The organism is Novosphingobium resinovorum, from assembly GCF_001742225.1.
Taxonomy (GTDB): domain Bacteria; phylum Pseudomonadota; class Alphaproteobacteria; order Sphingomonadales; family Sphingomonadaceae; genus Novosphingobium; species Novosphingobium resinovorum_A.
Window position 1 is genome coordinate 2,553,091 of the sequence record NZ_CP017075.1, and the last position, 13,420, is coordinate 2,566,510.

The window sequence follows — 13,420 nt, forward strand, 5'->3', positions numbered from 1 at the left end:
CAAGGCAATGCGCCCCCTTACACCGGGCGGATTTCGCTCAGTTTGCGTTCCCACGCCAACGCATGTTCCACGATCATGCCTAGGTCGTCGTACTGGGGCGTCCACGGAAGCCTCGACTTGATGCGCTCGTTGTTGGAGATGAGCGCATCGGGATCGCCCGCGCGGCGCCCCTCGAAGCGGCGGTCGATGGTGAGGTTGGTCACGCGGTCTACTGCATCCAGCACTTCAAGCACCGAGAAGCCGCGACCATACCCGCAGTTCATGGTCAGCGACTGCAACGGCTGGGCAATGATCGCCTCGAGCGCCAGAACGTGCGCACTGGCGAGATCCGAGACGTGGATGTAGTCGCGTACACCGGTGCCATCGGGTGTGTCGAAATCGGTGCCGAATACGCCGACATGACTGCGTTTGCCCAGCGCCGCTTCCACCGCCACCTTGATCAAATGCGTGGCACCTGCGGTCGACTGACCGGTGCGGCCCTGCGGGTCGGCTCCGGCCACATTGAAATAGCGTAGCACGCAATAGTTGAACGGGTGAGCGCGGCTGACGTCACCCAGCATCGCTTCGGTCATCAACTTGGACATGCCGTAGGGGTTGATCGGCTCCTTCGGCGCATCCTCGGTCACGGGCGACACCTTGGGGATACCATAAGTCGCTGCTGTCGAGCTGAAGATGAAGTGCGGTACGCCCGCCGTTATTGCCGCTTCGATCAGGGCGCGGCTCTTGGCTGTGTTGTTGTGATAGTATTTGAGGGGATTCTCGACCGATTCCGGCACCACCACCGAACCGGCGAAGTGCATGATCGCACCTTTGCCGTCACCCATGCCCTGGTCAGCGAAGATGCGGGCGAGCAGGTCTGCGTCTTCGATATCGCCTTCATAGAAGGCGACGCCTTCGGGAATGGCGAAGCGGAAACCGGTGACCAGATTGTCGATAACCGCCACGGACCACCCTGCGTCCTTTAACGCCAGCACTGCATGGCTGCCGATATAACCGGCGCCGCCGGTAACGAGGACGGGATGCTTGGTGGTCATGAATGTCCTTGATAAAGCGGGGTCGTTGAGAGTGTGGCGGAAGACCCAGAGCTAACGCACTAGATGCGCAATGTCTCGATCCTGTTACGAACTTCTATCGAATTGAACAGATCGCGGATGAGCGCGCGATAGGCCTCACGATGCCATTCGATCCATTCGATCCATTCGATCCATTCGATCCACCCGGGTTTTCCTTCAGCGTTGCCTATACCGCATTACGGTTGTCGGCAGATAGCATACATGCCCACTCGGCATATTGTAGACATGTAAGGTTGCAATGATTTTCCACCACAACCTAATGAGCAAGAAAGAGAGATTGTCACGCGTGCGATGGACCCATGTACGATGGCCCTATGGTGCGGTGCAACCACGCAGCTGATGAGCCGTGCGGGTTCACGATTTTCGCAGCAGTGCCTGCTGCCTCGTGGCCAAGCCAATAAGTCTCGGCATCGGGAGTACGAAGACGCTAGCCGATCTCCGGCCCCTGCCGACCCCGCTGCAAGGTCCAGTGTGGCATGGTGTCATCTCGAACGATCCCCGCCCCCGCTTTGCCGACCTGCCTCGCGAAATCACGGCTCCAGGGGACGAGCGTAAAGTCACGCGCGTTCTCGATCACCGCATAACCGCCCGCCTCCGCTTCGATCCTGCGCGCGATGCGCCCTTCTATGCGCACCTCGGATGCGGCCTCAACATAAGTCTTGCCAAGGTCGCGGGATACTTCCTCAGCCAGACGCAACAGCTCACGGCGCTGCAGCTGTGCGAGCGCACCGCGGCGCAGCCTGAATCCGTGCGCATCTTCGTGCGCGAGATCCTCCTCCACCAGCCATTGCCGCCGGACGGCGAGAGCACCGCGCAGCTCGCGCCCGAAGCCCTGGTCACGCGCGCCGGATGCATGGGAATCGGAAAGTTCGTGATCGAGCCACGTCACGTCGTCAAAGGTCGCCAGCTGCGCGAGCGGTCGCTTCGCCAGGACCTCGATCGCCACCGGGCAGTCACGCAATCGTCGTTCCTCAAGCCGCCGACCCGCTCCAGAAAATCTCCCGGAATCGTCCATGTGCGCGCAGCATCTCGTTGCCTGATCAGACCTGCACGGCGAAAGGCCTCCAGACGCTGCTGATGAGCAAGGGTCTGAGCCAAGCTCGCGTGCGGATCGTGACGAAGATGGAGGCGCTGCGAATACTGGCCCGAATTGGCCGCTGCTACCACCCCGATCATGCGATCGATGCCGACGGTCCCGCTCTCCTTTGCCGACACCGCCCGGATAACAGCCTGCTCTGCAATCTCGCGGCCGGATCTCATCACTCCAAGATCAAGGTAGTGCATTTGCCCATCGACACCGTCCACGAGCAGGAATTGACGCTGGCGGTGCTGGTCACGGACGCCGTGCCTCTGCACGGTGCTAATATTGGCGCCGGGCGAGACCGCATAGAGCCCGCGCGGGGCACTCGAACTCGCATTCCACACCAGGCGCGGTGTGGGAGGAAACGCGCTCGTCAGGGCAAGACCTGCCGCGAGTATTCCCGCTGCGATAGTGTGGCGTCTTGGCCGGCATTGGGGCGGCGCAGACATGCGCCGCGGTTGTGGCCCGGCACCGATCGCGGCGCTGTGCGCACGCAGGTCGGGCGCACTCATCGCTTCAGCTCACGTTCGGCGTTGGCCTCGCTCCAAGCCTCCAGATCGTCGATGTGGTAATGCACCAGCTGGCTGTGGCGCCGATATGTCGGTCCGTCACCGCGCCGGCGCAGTCGCTTGAGGAGACGCGGCTAAACCTTGAGATAAGCCGCTGCCTGATCGGTGTTGAGGAAGGGGGAGCCGCGCCGGGCACGCTGCGCCCTTTCGACGTCATCGGGGATGTTCATCGGTAAGGTCCTCTTCGCCCCGGGGCGGCCCGCCGCCGCCCTGTTGAGGACCCTCGATCTGAAACAAACGCCAGTCCGCCGGCAGGGTCGAAAACGTCCGGGGGGTAAATTCGACCACGCCGGGCCGTTCAATGCCGGCGGGCGCAGGGCGCATCAGATAATCGGTATCTGGGTGTGAAAATTGGGCGCAGCGACGCCGTCCGCGCCGTGCATCGCCCGAAGAGGTGGTGCGGCCAAAATCCGGTGACAAGGACTGGTCCGCAGCAGTGCCCATCGCGAAGGAGCCATACCGCCACCGGCAAAGCGCCGGCGTAGTCCAGAGCGACCAGCGCGGTGGTCGGTGCGCTCCCCAAACATTCGTCGGTTTCGCTTTGTCGCCTAGGCAGAGGCTGGAACCGCTATTATCGATGCCTGCCACTTGCTGGCCTGTACGGGATTTCGCCGATGGGCCTATCGAAACCTGGCAATGGGCCCGGCACTTGTCCGACAGCATGGCCGCATCATTTTGAGTGTCCATTGACCCGGGTATGATCACCTACGCGCCTGAAAGTCGTGTCGAGCGGAGGGTCGCAGCGACCAGACCTTGGCACGATATCTGCACGCACGTGCAGGCCATCATCGCGCGCATCTCGGCGCCCGGTCAGCGGGCTTGCAGGCCCGCTCGGGAACATCGATTTGGTACGCGCCATTGATTAAGTCACCCTCCCAAATTCGCGTAATTCCTGGCAGGGAGCTTTGCCATTTCGGCCGAAATCCGCAGCGTTCGATCCGCTGCCGAGGCGAGCCGGCCGGAAGGCCTGGCTTCGCTTCTTCTGGCGCCGGGTCAGGTCGCTGCAAAGTCGCTGCACTGGCGCTTTCAGCACCGCGCCGAGTTCCTCGATGCAGCGAAAAGTCGGCAATTCGCCGCGCCAAAGGCCCTTGATGACGTGGCACGGCGAGGGCCGGTGGCAAGCGTCCTGATGTTCCCTGGAAACTGCAGGCGCACCTCATGGGAGCGCGCTGAACAGCCGCCCTCTTCGAGCATGTCGTGAACCACTTCACTGCCTGTCCGCCCGGCCTTCTTCGTCATCGTCATGCTCATAGTCACCGTGTCCTGCCCACAACAAAGACGCTGATCGCCATGCCAGCGTCGGACATTGCCACGCCCTGGATAAGGGCATGGCGAGACCTGCTGCACACCCATCGCGGGGCGTTCGATGACGCAATGGGGAGCGCCGGCAGACGTCCGCAATCCGCGGCCGGTCCCGCCGCATGCGGCGCAGCGGGACCGCCTTTGCGAGCCGAAGTGGGCAGGAAAGCTAGTCCAGCCGCTGCCCGCATGAGAGCAGCCAGTCCGCAGCCTTGCTTGCTGCGCTCGCGGCGCGAAAAATCGCCTTTTCGTCAGCGCGAATCAGGTGAAGCCACGTCGCAATGTAATCGGAATGCCGGACGCTGGGCTCGATACCCAGCGCTGCGCAAGTGAACGCTGATGTGAGTTCGGCCGTTAATTCCTCCCGGGCGTAAGCCTCAGATCCGAAGTGACCAGTCTGATCGCGCTCCAGGCGTCCCTTGCCGCCGACCCAGTGGCCCAGTTCGTGCAGTGCCGTCCGGTACCAGTCGGCGGGCTCGGGAAAGGCTGCCTGAGGAGGCACCTGCACATAATCGAAGCCCGGCGCATAGAAAGCGTCTACGCCGCCCACCCGGAAATCCGCGCCCGTGTCGGCAATGAGCCGGTCCGCCTGCCCGATCGCCAGAACCGGATCGGGCAGTTCAACCGGCGCCGTCAGATCATCGCAAAGACCTTCGCACTGGTCCAGATTGAAAACCACAAACCTTTTCAGAAACGCAATCGTTTTCGCCTGTGCGCCCTCGCTCTGGGCCCGTGCTGCCTCATTCCTGGGGACGAACCTGTCAGCGTAGCACACAGTGGTGCCCTTCTCGCCGCGCCGGACGTTGCCACCAGCCGCCTCGGCCTGCCGGTATGTAAGCCAGCGCTGCGAGGAGAACCCGTTACCCGCTCCCGCTGCCCATAAAATGAGCACATTTATCCCGGAATAGTAGCGGCCCGACGCCGCATTTCTCGGCATCATGCAGGGACAACGCGAAGGATCCCACGGCTTCACCCAAGGCAGGCGCCCGTCTTCCAGCTCGGCGATGATCCGCGCGGTGACCTCACCATAGAGGCTGTGATGGCTCATCTTCTCTGCTCCTTTCTCAACCGCCATTGACCGGCGCCAGGGTGGCGGGGGGCGGCAGGAGCATGCTCGACAGCCCCGCCGGTTTAAGGCGGGGCGCACCTGCAAAGGCCGAAATGAAATGGAGGAGCCGGGCGCGAAGCGGACGGGTTGCGGCCCGGCGAGGCGGGGCTACAGGGCAGCGACGCCCCCCGCCACTTTGAAGCCGACAAGGCCCAGCACCGCCGCGCGCCCGCGCGGCGCCCGCATCCGGGATGCCCAGGGCATCCCGAGCGAACCGCGATGCGGGACGAGACTTTCGCGCCAGGGATCGTTGCGGCCTTGCCGGCGAGACGCCGCCAGGCGGCTCGACTGGAGCGTCAGCGAAAGCAGAGCCCGGCCCGGCCCTGGGGCCGGGGGCGCCCCTGCTAAGCTTCAGCGCTGCGGATGGGAGAAGGAAAGCACCTGCATCGGCATTCTTGCCTGATGACGCGGTGTAGTGTCTGCCCCGAAGCAGGCGGGCTCACACGGACGGCACTTACTGCCGGGTCAACGGGAGTTCGATCGGCTCCTGCGCCAAAGCGTCTGCCATGGTCAATTTTCTAAGCTGGACGAAGAACTCCAGCAGCTCGAATTCATCCTGCGGCCAGCCGCTGAAGAATGCATTGTCTAGCGCACGATTGACCTGCGCGATTCCCACGCAATCGCTGTCATTGTCCATTTGCAAACCGCCTCCGGATATCATCGGCCTTCAGCGTAGGGGCGAATGCATATCTATCTGAAGTTACAATTGCGAAAGCCATTGTGCTTCCATTTGCGGTGCCGCCACGCCTGATTTACGGAACCGCTACTATGGCCGGCCGCTTGCCTGTCGCAGGAACGCGTGAGGGATGGCCCCTCCTGTCACCAAACAGGATCTCGCTGAATTCTGCGCACTGCGCGACAATACCCCGGCTTCTACTGGGAGAACCGTGATGGGGCGGCGAGTTCGCAGGGATTTGCACCATTCCGCTCCGGCAAGCGGCTGCTTGCACTGTTCATCACCAGGCGAAGTGCAGTGTCCGAGGCCCTCACGGCGGCGGCTTTTCCGGCTGCAGCCCGCAGTCCTCAGCAAGGGCTGCTTTGTGAGGGAACAACGAAGGGAACATCGAGATGGGAAAATTGACCGTTTTTCACGTCCGCGCAGCCAAGAACGGGCGTCACTGCGATGGCGACGGCCTCTACCTTATGGTCAATGGAAATCGCGCACGCTCGTGGGTGCTGCGCATTCAGCATCAGGGACGGCGGCGCGATATCGGCCTGGGGTCAGTCGATCTTGGTCGCCGCCGCCAGGATGATCCGGTCCATGCGGTAGAAATCTTGCGCAGGAAAGTGCTCACCCTTGCCGAGGCTCGCGACAAAGCCGCAATCCTGCGCCGGCTGACGCTCGCTGGACTCGATCCGGTGGCCGAGCGCGACCGCGAGGTGCGGCGCATTCCCACTTTCGTACAAGCCGTCGATCTGGCGCACGCGGAGCTCTCGAGGGGGTGGACCGCCAAGCATGCGGCCGATTTCAAATCGACCATGCTCAGCTATGCTATACCCACACTTGGCAGCCACAGCGTCGACATTATCGACCACGCCATGATCCGGGCCACTCTGGCTCCGGTATGGACAGACAAACCGTCTACCGCAAAGAAGGTGTTCACCCGCATCAATCAGGTGCTGGCCTATTGCCATGCGACCGGCTTGCGCACGCAGGACGTCCCGCAAAAACAGGTCGTTCGCCGGGGCCTCGCGCGCCAATCACAAAGTCAGCACCATCCGGCTGTCCCATTCCGACAGGTGCCCTTGTTCATGCATGACCTGCTTGGCGGAACCGAAAGCTCCGGACGGCTCGCACTTGCCTTTGCAGCGCTGACCGCTTCACGCAGCGGGGAAGTGCGTCAGGCAACCTGGGACCAGATCGACCTCGACACTAAAATTTGGTCTAAGCCTGCGCACATCATGAAATCGCGTCGAGCAAGCAGCATACCGCTAAGTGAAGCAGCGCTCGTCATCTTGCGCCGGGCCGCAGTGCTGAGAGGCAAATCGCACGTGGTATTCCCAGGGCGCAGCGGTGCTTTGCTCAATAACGGAGCCCTTCGCAACTCAATGCTCGCACAAGGATGGGGCCATGCGACGGTCCACGGACTTCGTTCAAGTTTTCGGGATTGGGCCGCAGAAGAGATGCCTGCCATACCCGCAATGGTCGCCGAATTGATACTCTCGCACAGCGTGCTTTCGCAAACCGAGAGAGCTTATCTGCGAAGCGACCTCACCGCCATGCGGCGAACACTGATGGAAGCGTGGGCCGCATTCATCATGCCCCAACCCGAGAAGCCCGCCAGCGGCGCTAGCGCCCCGTGTTCGGGCCCTCTCACGATCGATCGGTGAACTGCCAGCAGGCCGCCATCTTGCTGGCGCGGTGTAGCCGGTGAAGGTCAAACGTTCAGCCGGCCGACCCACGGAATGGTCCCGGCTACTTGACCCACTGCCGGGCAAGCCCCCATGTGATCAGATATTTTCCCGCATCACGCTCATTGACATAGATGTGGGCGAGCGTGCGGCCATAGGCATCCTTGCCGAAGCGTTCGATCGTCACATGCCCCTGACCGATCAGGTTCTTCAGGGCATCGCGGCTCTCGTTCCCAAGCTGGAAGTCGCACCATGGCGGGTTTTTGGAAGCCGCCAGCTTCTTGCGCTGCGCCTTCTCGCAGCGCGCAGAGCCATCAAGTTCTGGGGCATCGATTCCCGCCAGCCGCACCCGCTCCCCGCTGCAGAGACGGATGGTATCGCCATCATGGATCGACGAGACGCAAATGCCGGAAGCGGAGGCAGACGCTGCGGCGATCGCCAGTAGGAGGGACATCGCAGCGATGTAACTGGCGCTACGATGCCTGTCGCATGAAAATAGATCCAGTCCGGATCAAAAGGCTGTCCGCCCGCGTGGCCAGGCGGCAACGCTTGGCGCGTGGAGTGTCCCCGCGCCAAGCGTGCATGTCGGGAGCGGTCATCATGCGGCGGCAGATTTCAGAACGCCACGCTCAGCCCCGCGCGCGCCGAAAAGTCCGTGCCTGAGCTGGTCTGCTCGCTTCGTGCCGAGATTTTCCAGGTGAAGTCATAGCCGCCTGCCAGCATGCTCACTTCGCCGATCCATGCGCCTTTAAGGCTGTCGCCGGCGATCGTGAAGGCATCGCCCGCATCGTAGCTGTCACCGCCGTTGAAGTAGGCCGTCGTGCTGCCGAGCTTTCCGGTCAGGACCTCGCGCCGCCCGGCTTCAAGTTGGAAGGTCAGCGGACGCCAGTCGGGCGAGATCGTGCCCAGCGAGTAGGAGGCCGTGACCGTCGGAGTGGCGGTCAGCATCTTGCTGGTGCGGCTCGCGACGGTGAGCGCCATCGCGTCGCTGTCGGCGGTTTCGGCATAGCCGTCTTCCTTGAGCCACATCTGCTCCAGCTCGAGCTTGGGCTTGAGGCTGAAGCGGCGTGACATGTCGAAGCGGTACGAGGCACCGGCCAGGCCCGAGAACAGCCAGCCCTTCCAGCTGCCGTCGGCCGAATACGAGAAGTCGGTATCATCGATCGTGCCGGTATAAGTGCGGGTCGAATCGATCGAGATGCGCGAGGCGCCGACGCGCGCCCAGGCAAGCAGCGGGCCGTTCTGGGTCCGCCAGAACAGGTCAAGGTCATGCTGGCCGACGTCGAGCTTTCCGGTTCCCCCGTTGTTCTTCACCGTGCCCTGCATCCAGGCATAGGAGACGCCGAAATTGCCGAGATCGGTATGGCGTTCGACGCCGCCCGACAGGCCCCAGCCATTGGCCTTGTATCCGGCGGTGCCGGTCGCATCCTTGCTGGCGCGCCAGTAGATCGGCTCGAACCAGCCCCCGATGTCGGAAATGTCGAACAGGCTGGTGTCGTCACTGATATGGCGCGCGGCGAGGCGGTCAGCAGTGGTCACCGCCTTGAAAACGCCGCCGGCGTGGTCGGGCAGCAGGCCGCCGATCTGATCGCGCAAGCTCGCCGAATCCTCGACCTGGAGCAGGCTGTCGGTCATGTCGTCGTCGTTCTGCGCGGTCGCGTAGACCGCATCCCAGGCCGAACCTTGCGACTTCGTGAGGCCCAGTTCCTTCGTGGTCTTGCGCGAAAGGGTCAAGTAGACGTTGTCCTCGTCGCTGGTAACCGCGCCATTGTAGATGAAGGGCGTATCGACCGACGAGTTGAGGGCGCCCTCGATCGTCAGATTGTCCGAGGTGAGTACGGTGTAAGTGCCCTCGGCGGTCGCCAGGCTGTTCACCGTGGCCGAAACACTGGCGCCGTCCGCCAGCGTGGCGCTGTTGACCTCGATCGTGGAACTCTCGTCCCCATCGACATAGACACCGATCGTGCCGCCCGAACCGACCGTGAGAGTGCCGAAGTTGACCGTGGTGGCCTTGTCGGGGATCAGGGTGCCGCCGTTGACGGTGACCGCGACATTGTCGGCGTTGGCGAACTGGCCCGAGTAGGTGGCGGTGTCGTTGATGGTGACCGTACCGGTCTCGCCCGCGAAGTCCATCGTGCCCGTGTAGCTCGATTGGCCTGACAGCGTCGCCGTCGCCAGCCCGCTGCCGAAGTAAACGTCGCCCTCGTAGACTGCTTTGCCTGACAGGCTCAGAGTATCGTCGCCCGCACCGAAGTACGTGTCACCCACGATCTGGCCGGTCGACGCCGAAAGGCTGTCGTTGCCCGATCCCAGCAGGATGTTGCCGCTGATCCCGGCGTAGACCGTGGGATCTTCCTCGTCGTTGTCCTCGACATATTCGGCGCTCGTCTCGGCGTCGTCATCATTGAGGTACTGAATGATGGTGACGCCGGTGGTATTGGCGGAAAGATCAAGCGCGGTGCGGGTGTCGGTGCTCGAACCGCCCGCCGTGATGAAGCCGGTGTTCTCGATCGACGTCAGCGTGCCGGACAGGTCCCGGATCGCGGTCGTCGATCCCTCGCCGCTGGAGGTCAGCGAGGCCGAGATCGTGCCGCTGTTGTAGAGCTTGGTCACGGTGCTGCCCTCGTTGATCAGCAGCGCTGTCGCCGACTGATCGTAGGATGTCGCGTTGAGCGTACCCGACACGCCGATGCCGTCGGTCAGGGTCACGTTGCCGCCCTGCCCGCCGATCACCAGGCCATAGGCATCGGTGTTGCTGTAGTAGGAATTGGCGGTCACCGAGCCGTCGATGACGATCGAGTACGTGCCCATGTTCCCGGTGACCGCCCCGACGGTGATGTCGCTGCTGCCACCCACCTGCAGCGCCGGACCATTGCCGTAAGTGGTGATGACGCCGGTGCCCTCTTCACTGTCATCGACACCGTCGCCGTCCTCGTCGTCGTTGTCATCGTCGCGGTCGACGGGAGGGGCAGCGATGTAGACGCCGCCATCGACATTCCCGGTAATCGAGACGGCCGCCGTGCCGGTCCGCAGCGCCGCGCGGGAGAGCACCTCGGTGGTTCCATTGTCGTCGGTATAGGAATAGCCCTTGGTCACCGCGCCCTGGATCGTGACCGTGCCGCTGACGTCGCCCGCCACATTGAGTGCGCTCGATCCCGAACCAACGACCGAGACCGAGCCCTCGACAGTCAGGTCGCCGTCGATGCCCTGGGTGGAGATGCCAACCGCGTTGTCGCCGATCACCTTGATCGTGCCGGTGTTGGTGATCGAGCCGGTCCAGTCGCCGTCAAGGACGATCCCGCCGGAGTTCTGGCCCTCGACAGTGATCGCGCCCTCATTGAGGATCGTACCCGCCGCATCGCCGGTCACGTGAACGCCGTAGCGGTTGCCGGCCGAGGCGATGTTGTCGGTGACGATGCCGTCCGAATCGGTATCGTCGACAACGTAGTCCTCCAGCACCGTGATCGTGCCGTCCTCGCCGATATCGAGACTCGAGGTCGTCCCGGCATTGATGGTGATGCCCGAGGCATTGCTGGAGCCGCCCATCGCGAGAGTGCCACCCATGGTCACTGTCGAATTGCTATCGAGCGTGATGGCGCTGCCGCTGGCCAGCGTGATCGTGCCATTCTCGCCCACCGTGACATTACCCGCGCTCGAGGTCGAAAGCGCGCTCGTGGTGTCCTTGGTGATCGAGGTGTCGGCCAGCGACGGGGTGGCGGCGAGAGCGAGCGCCAGCGCGCCGAGGCCGGCGGTATTCTTGAGCGAATGCATGTCAGGTGTCCCGAAAGGATGAATATGCGTGATCTGGGTGAGATGCCGGTTGCGCCTCAGGTAGCGATGCCGATGACCGCCGTGCCGGTGTACCCGGCGGTCAGGCTGCCGCTCAGGGTCGGCGTCTGCTGGGCGCTCTGGGCCGAGGTGTTGTCGCCGAACACATTGTCCGACGAGAGCGAGATCGCGTTGTAATTGGCGATGCTGGCCGTGTAGCGGCTGTCGCCGGTGAACACGGCGGTGTTGTTGGCCGCCGGCATGGCCAGCTGCGAGATGAGCGCCGCCGTGCGTCCGGTGCTGGCCGAAGTCAGCCCGCCGGTGAACACCTCGAAATGGATGTGCGGCCAGCGCCCCGAATAGCAGGCGGGGTAAATGGTAGTGAAGGTGACCTTGCCGTCGCTGTCCGTCACCTGCACCCCGCGCAGATAGCTCTCGGTGGTGACCCCGCTGGAATAGAGCGAGTAGAGGCCGGAGGCGTCGCAGTGCCACACGTAGATCGCAGCCCCCTCAATTGGCGCGCAGCCATTGCTGACATCGACGAGTTGCAGCTCGATCTCGAGTTGCACGCCGCCCGCCGTATTGGTCGAGCCGATGAAGCTGGAACGGATGTCCGAGCGCACGACACCGCTTTGGGTGAGCACGTTCGAGGTCGACCCGCTGGCGGTGTTGGTGCCATCGGCCGGGTAAGGGCCGTTGGTCTCGGTGGGATCGGCAATGCAGCTCGCATCCGAGCTCCCGCCCGAAGTGGACGACGAGGACGTACTCGAGGTCGTGGAACTCGAGGTGGAAGATGACGAGGTCGATGGGGAACTCGTCGATCCCGAATTCGAAGAGCCGGAGGAATCGTCCCCGCCGCATGCGCTCAGCGCCGCTGCGGTTCCCGCACTTGCCATGAAGGCCAGTGCACGGCGCCGGGCGAACATCTCGCGCCCTATCGCCTGAAGATCTTCGGCCAGGCCATGGCCGTGCGGCTCCCCGTGCGAATCGCCCCGCTCCCGAAATCCCATCGCCGTCCTCCTTCGCGCCCGGCATGATGGCCGAACCTCACAGGCGAGGACTGTGCGCCGGGCGTTGCCCGGGGATTTCAGATGGATTGCACGAGAATTGCGATCAGTTTGCCGTTATCAGGTTGTCGGCGTGAGGCTGCCGGTCAGGCGGCCGGACGATCATCCATGACCGCCGGAACGAACAGGTAGCCTTCATTACGAACCGTGCGGATGATGTCGCTGCCGCCCTCGCCATCGGAGAGCTTGCGCCGAAGACGCGAGAGCTGGACATCGATGGCACGGTCGTAATGATCCGAATCCTCGCCGCGCGACCAGTCCAGGAGCTGATCGCGGGTGAGCACCCGGCGCGGATGCTCGGCAAAGGCGCGCAGCAACCGGAATTCGCCATCGGACAGTGAAATCAGGGCATTGGTCGGATCGAACAGCAGCCGCAGGCCAAGATCCATGCGCCAGCCCGAAAAATGCAGGCAATCGCCCGAATCGACCTCGACCGCGCGGGCCGGGGCCGGGGCCGCCTCCGCCGGCCCGGCGGAAGGCGCGGCTGCGGCCTGGCGGCGCAGCACCGTGCGGATGCGCGCCAACAGTTCGCGCGGGTTGCACGGCTTGGCGAGATAGTCGTCCGCGCCCATCTCCAGCCCGACGATCCGGTCGACGTCGCTGCCAACCGCGGACAACATGATCACGGGCGGCGCGTCCGGCCCCATCTGGCGCAGGGCGGTCAGCCCATCCTCGCGCGGCATCATGACGTCGAGCACGATCAGGTCGAAGCTCTTTGCCGCCAGCAGCTTGCGCATCTCCAGCGGATCGGCGGCCGTCGTCGTGTCGTAGCCGTGCTTCGCGAGGAAGTCGCCGATCAGCGAGCGAATGCCCTCGTCGTCGTCGACGATGAGAATACGGGTGTGCAGGTCCATTGCATGCGGTTCTAGGATCATTGTGCGCTGATGAATAGTGCGTGTTCCGGGCGGATTTCAGCCAAGGTTACACGTTGCGACAGCCCTGAAATGTGGCTGCAAAGCGATGAAATCCACCCGCAACTTCCGCCCCCGACAAGCTGCGCCATGGACAGTCAAGCTTGCCGCGATACGTATCGGCCAGCCGTGTTCGCGGATCTTAGTGCGCCCCCCGCGCCCTTTCCCGCGACATGCGGTTCCGCTGCGTTC

General features: G+C 63.4%; 9 protein-coding genes and 1 pseudogene. 2 read left to right on the top strand and 8 right to left on the bottom strand.

Going from position 1 to position 13,420, the window contains the following annotated elements; translation table 11 throughout:
• Positions 1–17: 17 nt before the first annotated feature.
• The 4 genes and pseudogenes from galE to BES08_RS12000 form a co-directional block, all read right to left on the bottom strand.
• Positions 18–1,034, bottom strand: coding sequence for a UDP-glucose 4-epimerase GalE (gene galE, locus BES08_RS11980; protein WP_069708419.1), 1,017 nt, complete (start codon positions 1,032–1,034; stop codon positions 18–20).
• Between the two features lie 466 nt (positions 1,035–1,500).
• Positions 1,501–2,666, bottom strand: a pseudogene (locus BES08_RS34695) (DUF3363 domain-containing protein).
• Between the two features lie 1,525 nt (positions 2,667–4,191).
• Positions 4,192–5,070, bottom strand: coding sequence for an ArdC family protein (locus BES08_RS11995; RefSeq protein ID WP_069709234.1), 879 nt, complete (start codon positions 5,068–5,070; stop codon positions 4,192–4,194).
• Positions 5,071–5,584: 514 nt separating this feature from the next.
• Entirely contained in the window at positions 5,585–5,767 is a 183-nt protein-coding gene (locus BES08_RS12000) for a hypothetical protein (RefSeq protein WP_069708422.1), read from the bottom strand.
• Between the two features lie 431 nt (positions 5,768–6,198).
• Between BES08_RS12000 and BES08_RS12005 the strand changes: the two genes are divergently transcribed.
• Positions 6,199–7,461 carry a tyrosine-type recombinase/integrase gene (locus BES08_RS12005; protein WP_069708423.1) on the top strand — a complete coding sequence of 421 codons (1,263 nt, stop codon included), beginning with the start codon at positions 6,199–6,201 and terminating at the stop codon, positions 7,459–7,461.
• A gap of 85 nt (positions 7,462–7,546) precedes the next feature.
• Here the strand turns inward: BES08_RS12005 and BES08_RS12010 are convergent, their stop codons facing one another.
• The 3 genes from BES08_RS12010 to BES08_RS33985 all read right to left on the bottom strand — a co-directional run bounded on the left by BES08_RS12010 (position 7,547) and on the right by BES08_RS33985 (position 11,894).
• Positions 7,547–7,936 (bottom strand): thermonuclease family protein, encoded by a 390-nt coding sequence (locus BES08_RS12010; protein WP_069708424.1) that lies wholly within the window; start codon positions 7,934–7,936, stop codon positions 7,547–7,549.
• 161 nt (positions 7,937–8,097) lie between these two features.
• A complete protein-coding gene (locus BES08_RS12015) occupies positions 8,098–11,253 on the bottom strand; it encodes an autotransporter outer membrane beta-barrel domain-containing protein (protein ID WP_069708425.1) in 3,156 nt (1,051 codons plus the stop codon).
• A 56-nt stretch (positions 11,254–11,309) separates the two neighbouring features.
• Positions 11,310–11,894, bottom strand: coding sequence for a dioxygenase family protein (locus BES08_RS33985; protein WP_231957987.1), 585 nt, complete (start codon positions 11,892–11,894; stop codon positions 11,310–11,312).
• Positions 11,895–11,967: 73 nt separating this feature from the next.
• Here BES08_RS33985 and BES08_RS33990 point away from each other — a divergent pair, with 73 nt between their 5' ends.
• Positions 11,968–12,195 (top strand): hypothetical protein, encoded by a 228-nt coding sequence (locus tag BES08_RS33990; protein WP_231957988.1) that lies wholly within the window; start codon positions 11,968–11,970, stop codon positions 12,193–12,195.
• Between the two features lie 208 nt (positions 12,196–12,403).
• Here BES08_RS33990 and BES08_RS12025 read toward each other — a convergent pair whose 3' ends face one another.
• A complete protein-coding gene (locus BES08_RS12025) occupies positions 12,404–13,171 on the bottom strand; it encodes a response regulator (protein ID WP_069708427.1) in 768 nt (255 codons plus the stop codon).
• Positions 13,172–13,420 lie beyond the last annotated feature (249 nt).

Bases quoted from the DNA above. Each gene is read 5' to 3' on its own strand.
- BES08_RS12000 (WP_069708422.1), bottom strand. From the start codon at position 5,767: ATGGACAATGACAGCGATTGCGTGGGAATCGCGCAGGTCAATCGTGCG.
- galE (WP_069708419.1), bottom strand. From the start codon at position 1,034: ATGACCACCAAGCATCCCGTCCTCGTTACCGGCGGCGCCGGTTATATC.
- BES08_RS12025 (WP_069708427.1), bottom strand. From the start codon at position 13,171: ATGGACCTGCACACCCGTATTCTCATCGTCGACGACGACGAGGGCATT.
- BES08_RS12015 (WP_069708425.1), bottom strand. From the start codon at position 11,253: ATGCATTCGCTCAAGAATACCGCCGGCCTCGGCGCGCTGGCGCTCGCT.
- BES08_RS33990 (WP_231957988.1), top strand. From the start codon at position 11,968: ATGCAGCTCGCATCCGAGCTCCCGCCCGAAGTGGACGACGAGGACGTA.
- BES08_RS11995 (WP_069709234.1), bottom strand. From the start codon at position 5,070: ATGAGCCATCACAGCCTCTATGGTGAGGTCACCGCGCGGATCATCGCC.
- BES08_RS12010 (WP_069708424.1), bottom strand. From the start codon at position 7,936: ATGTCCCTCCTACTGGCGATCGCCGCAGCGTCTGCCTCCGCTTCCGGC.
- BES08_RS12005 (WP_069708423.1), top strand. From the start codon at position 6,199: ATGGGAAAATTGACCGTTTTTCACGTCCGCGCAGCCAAGAACGGGCGT.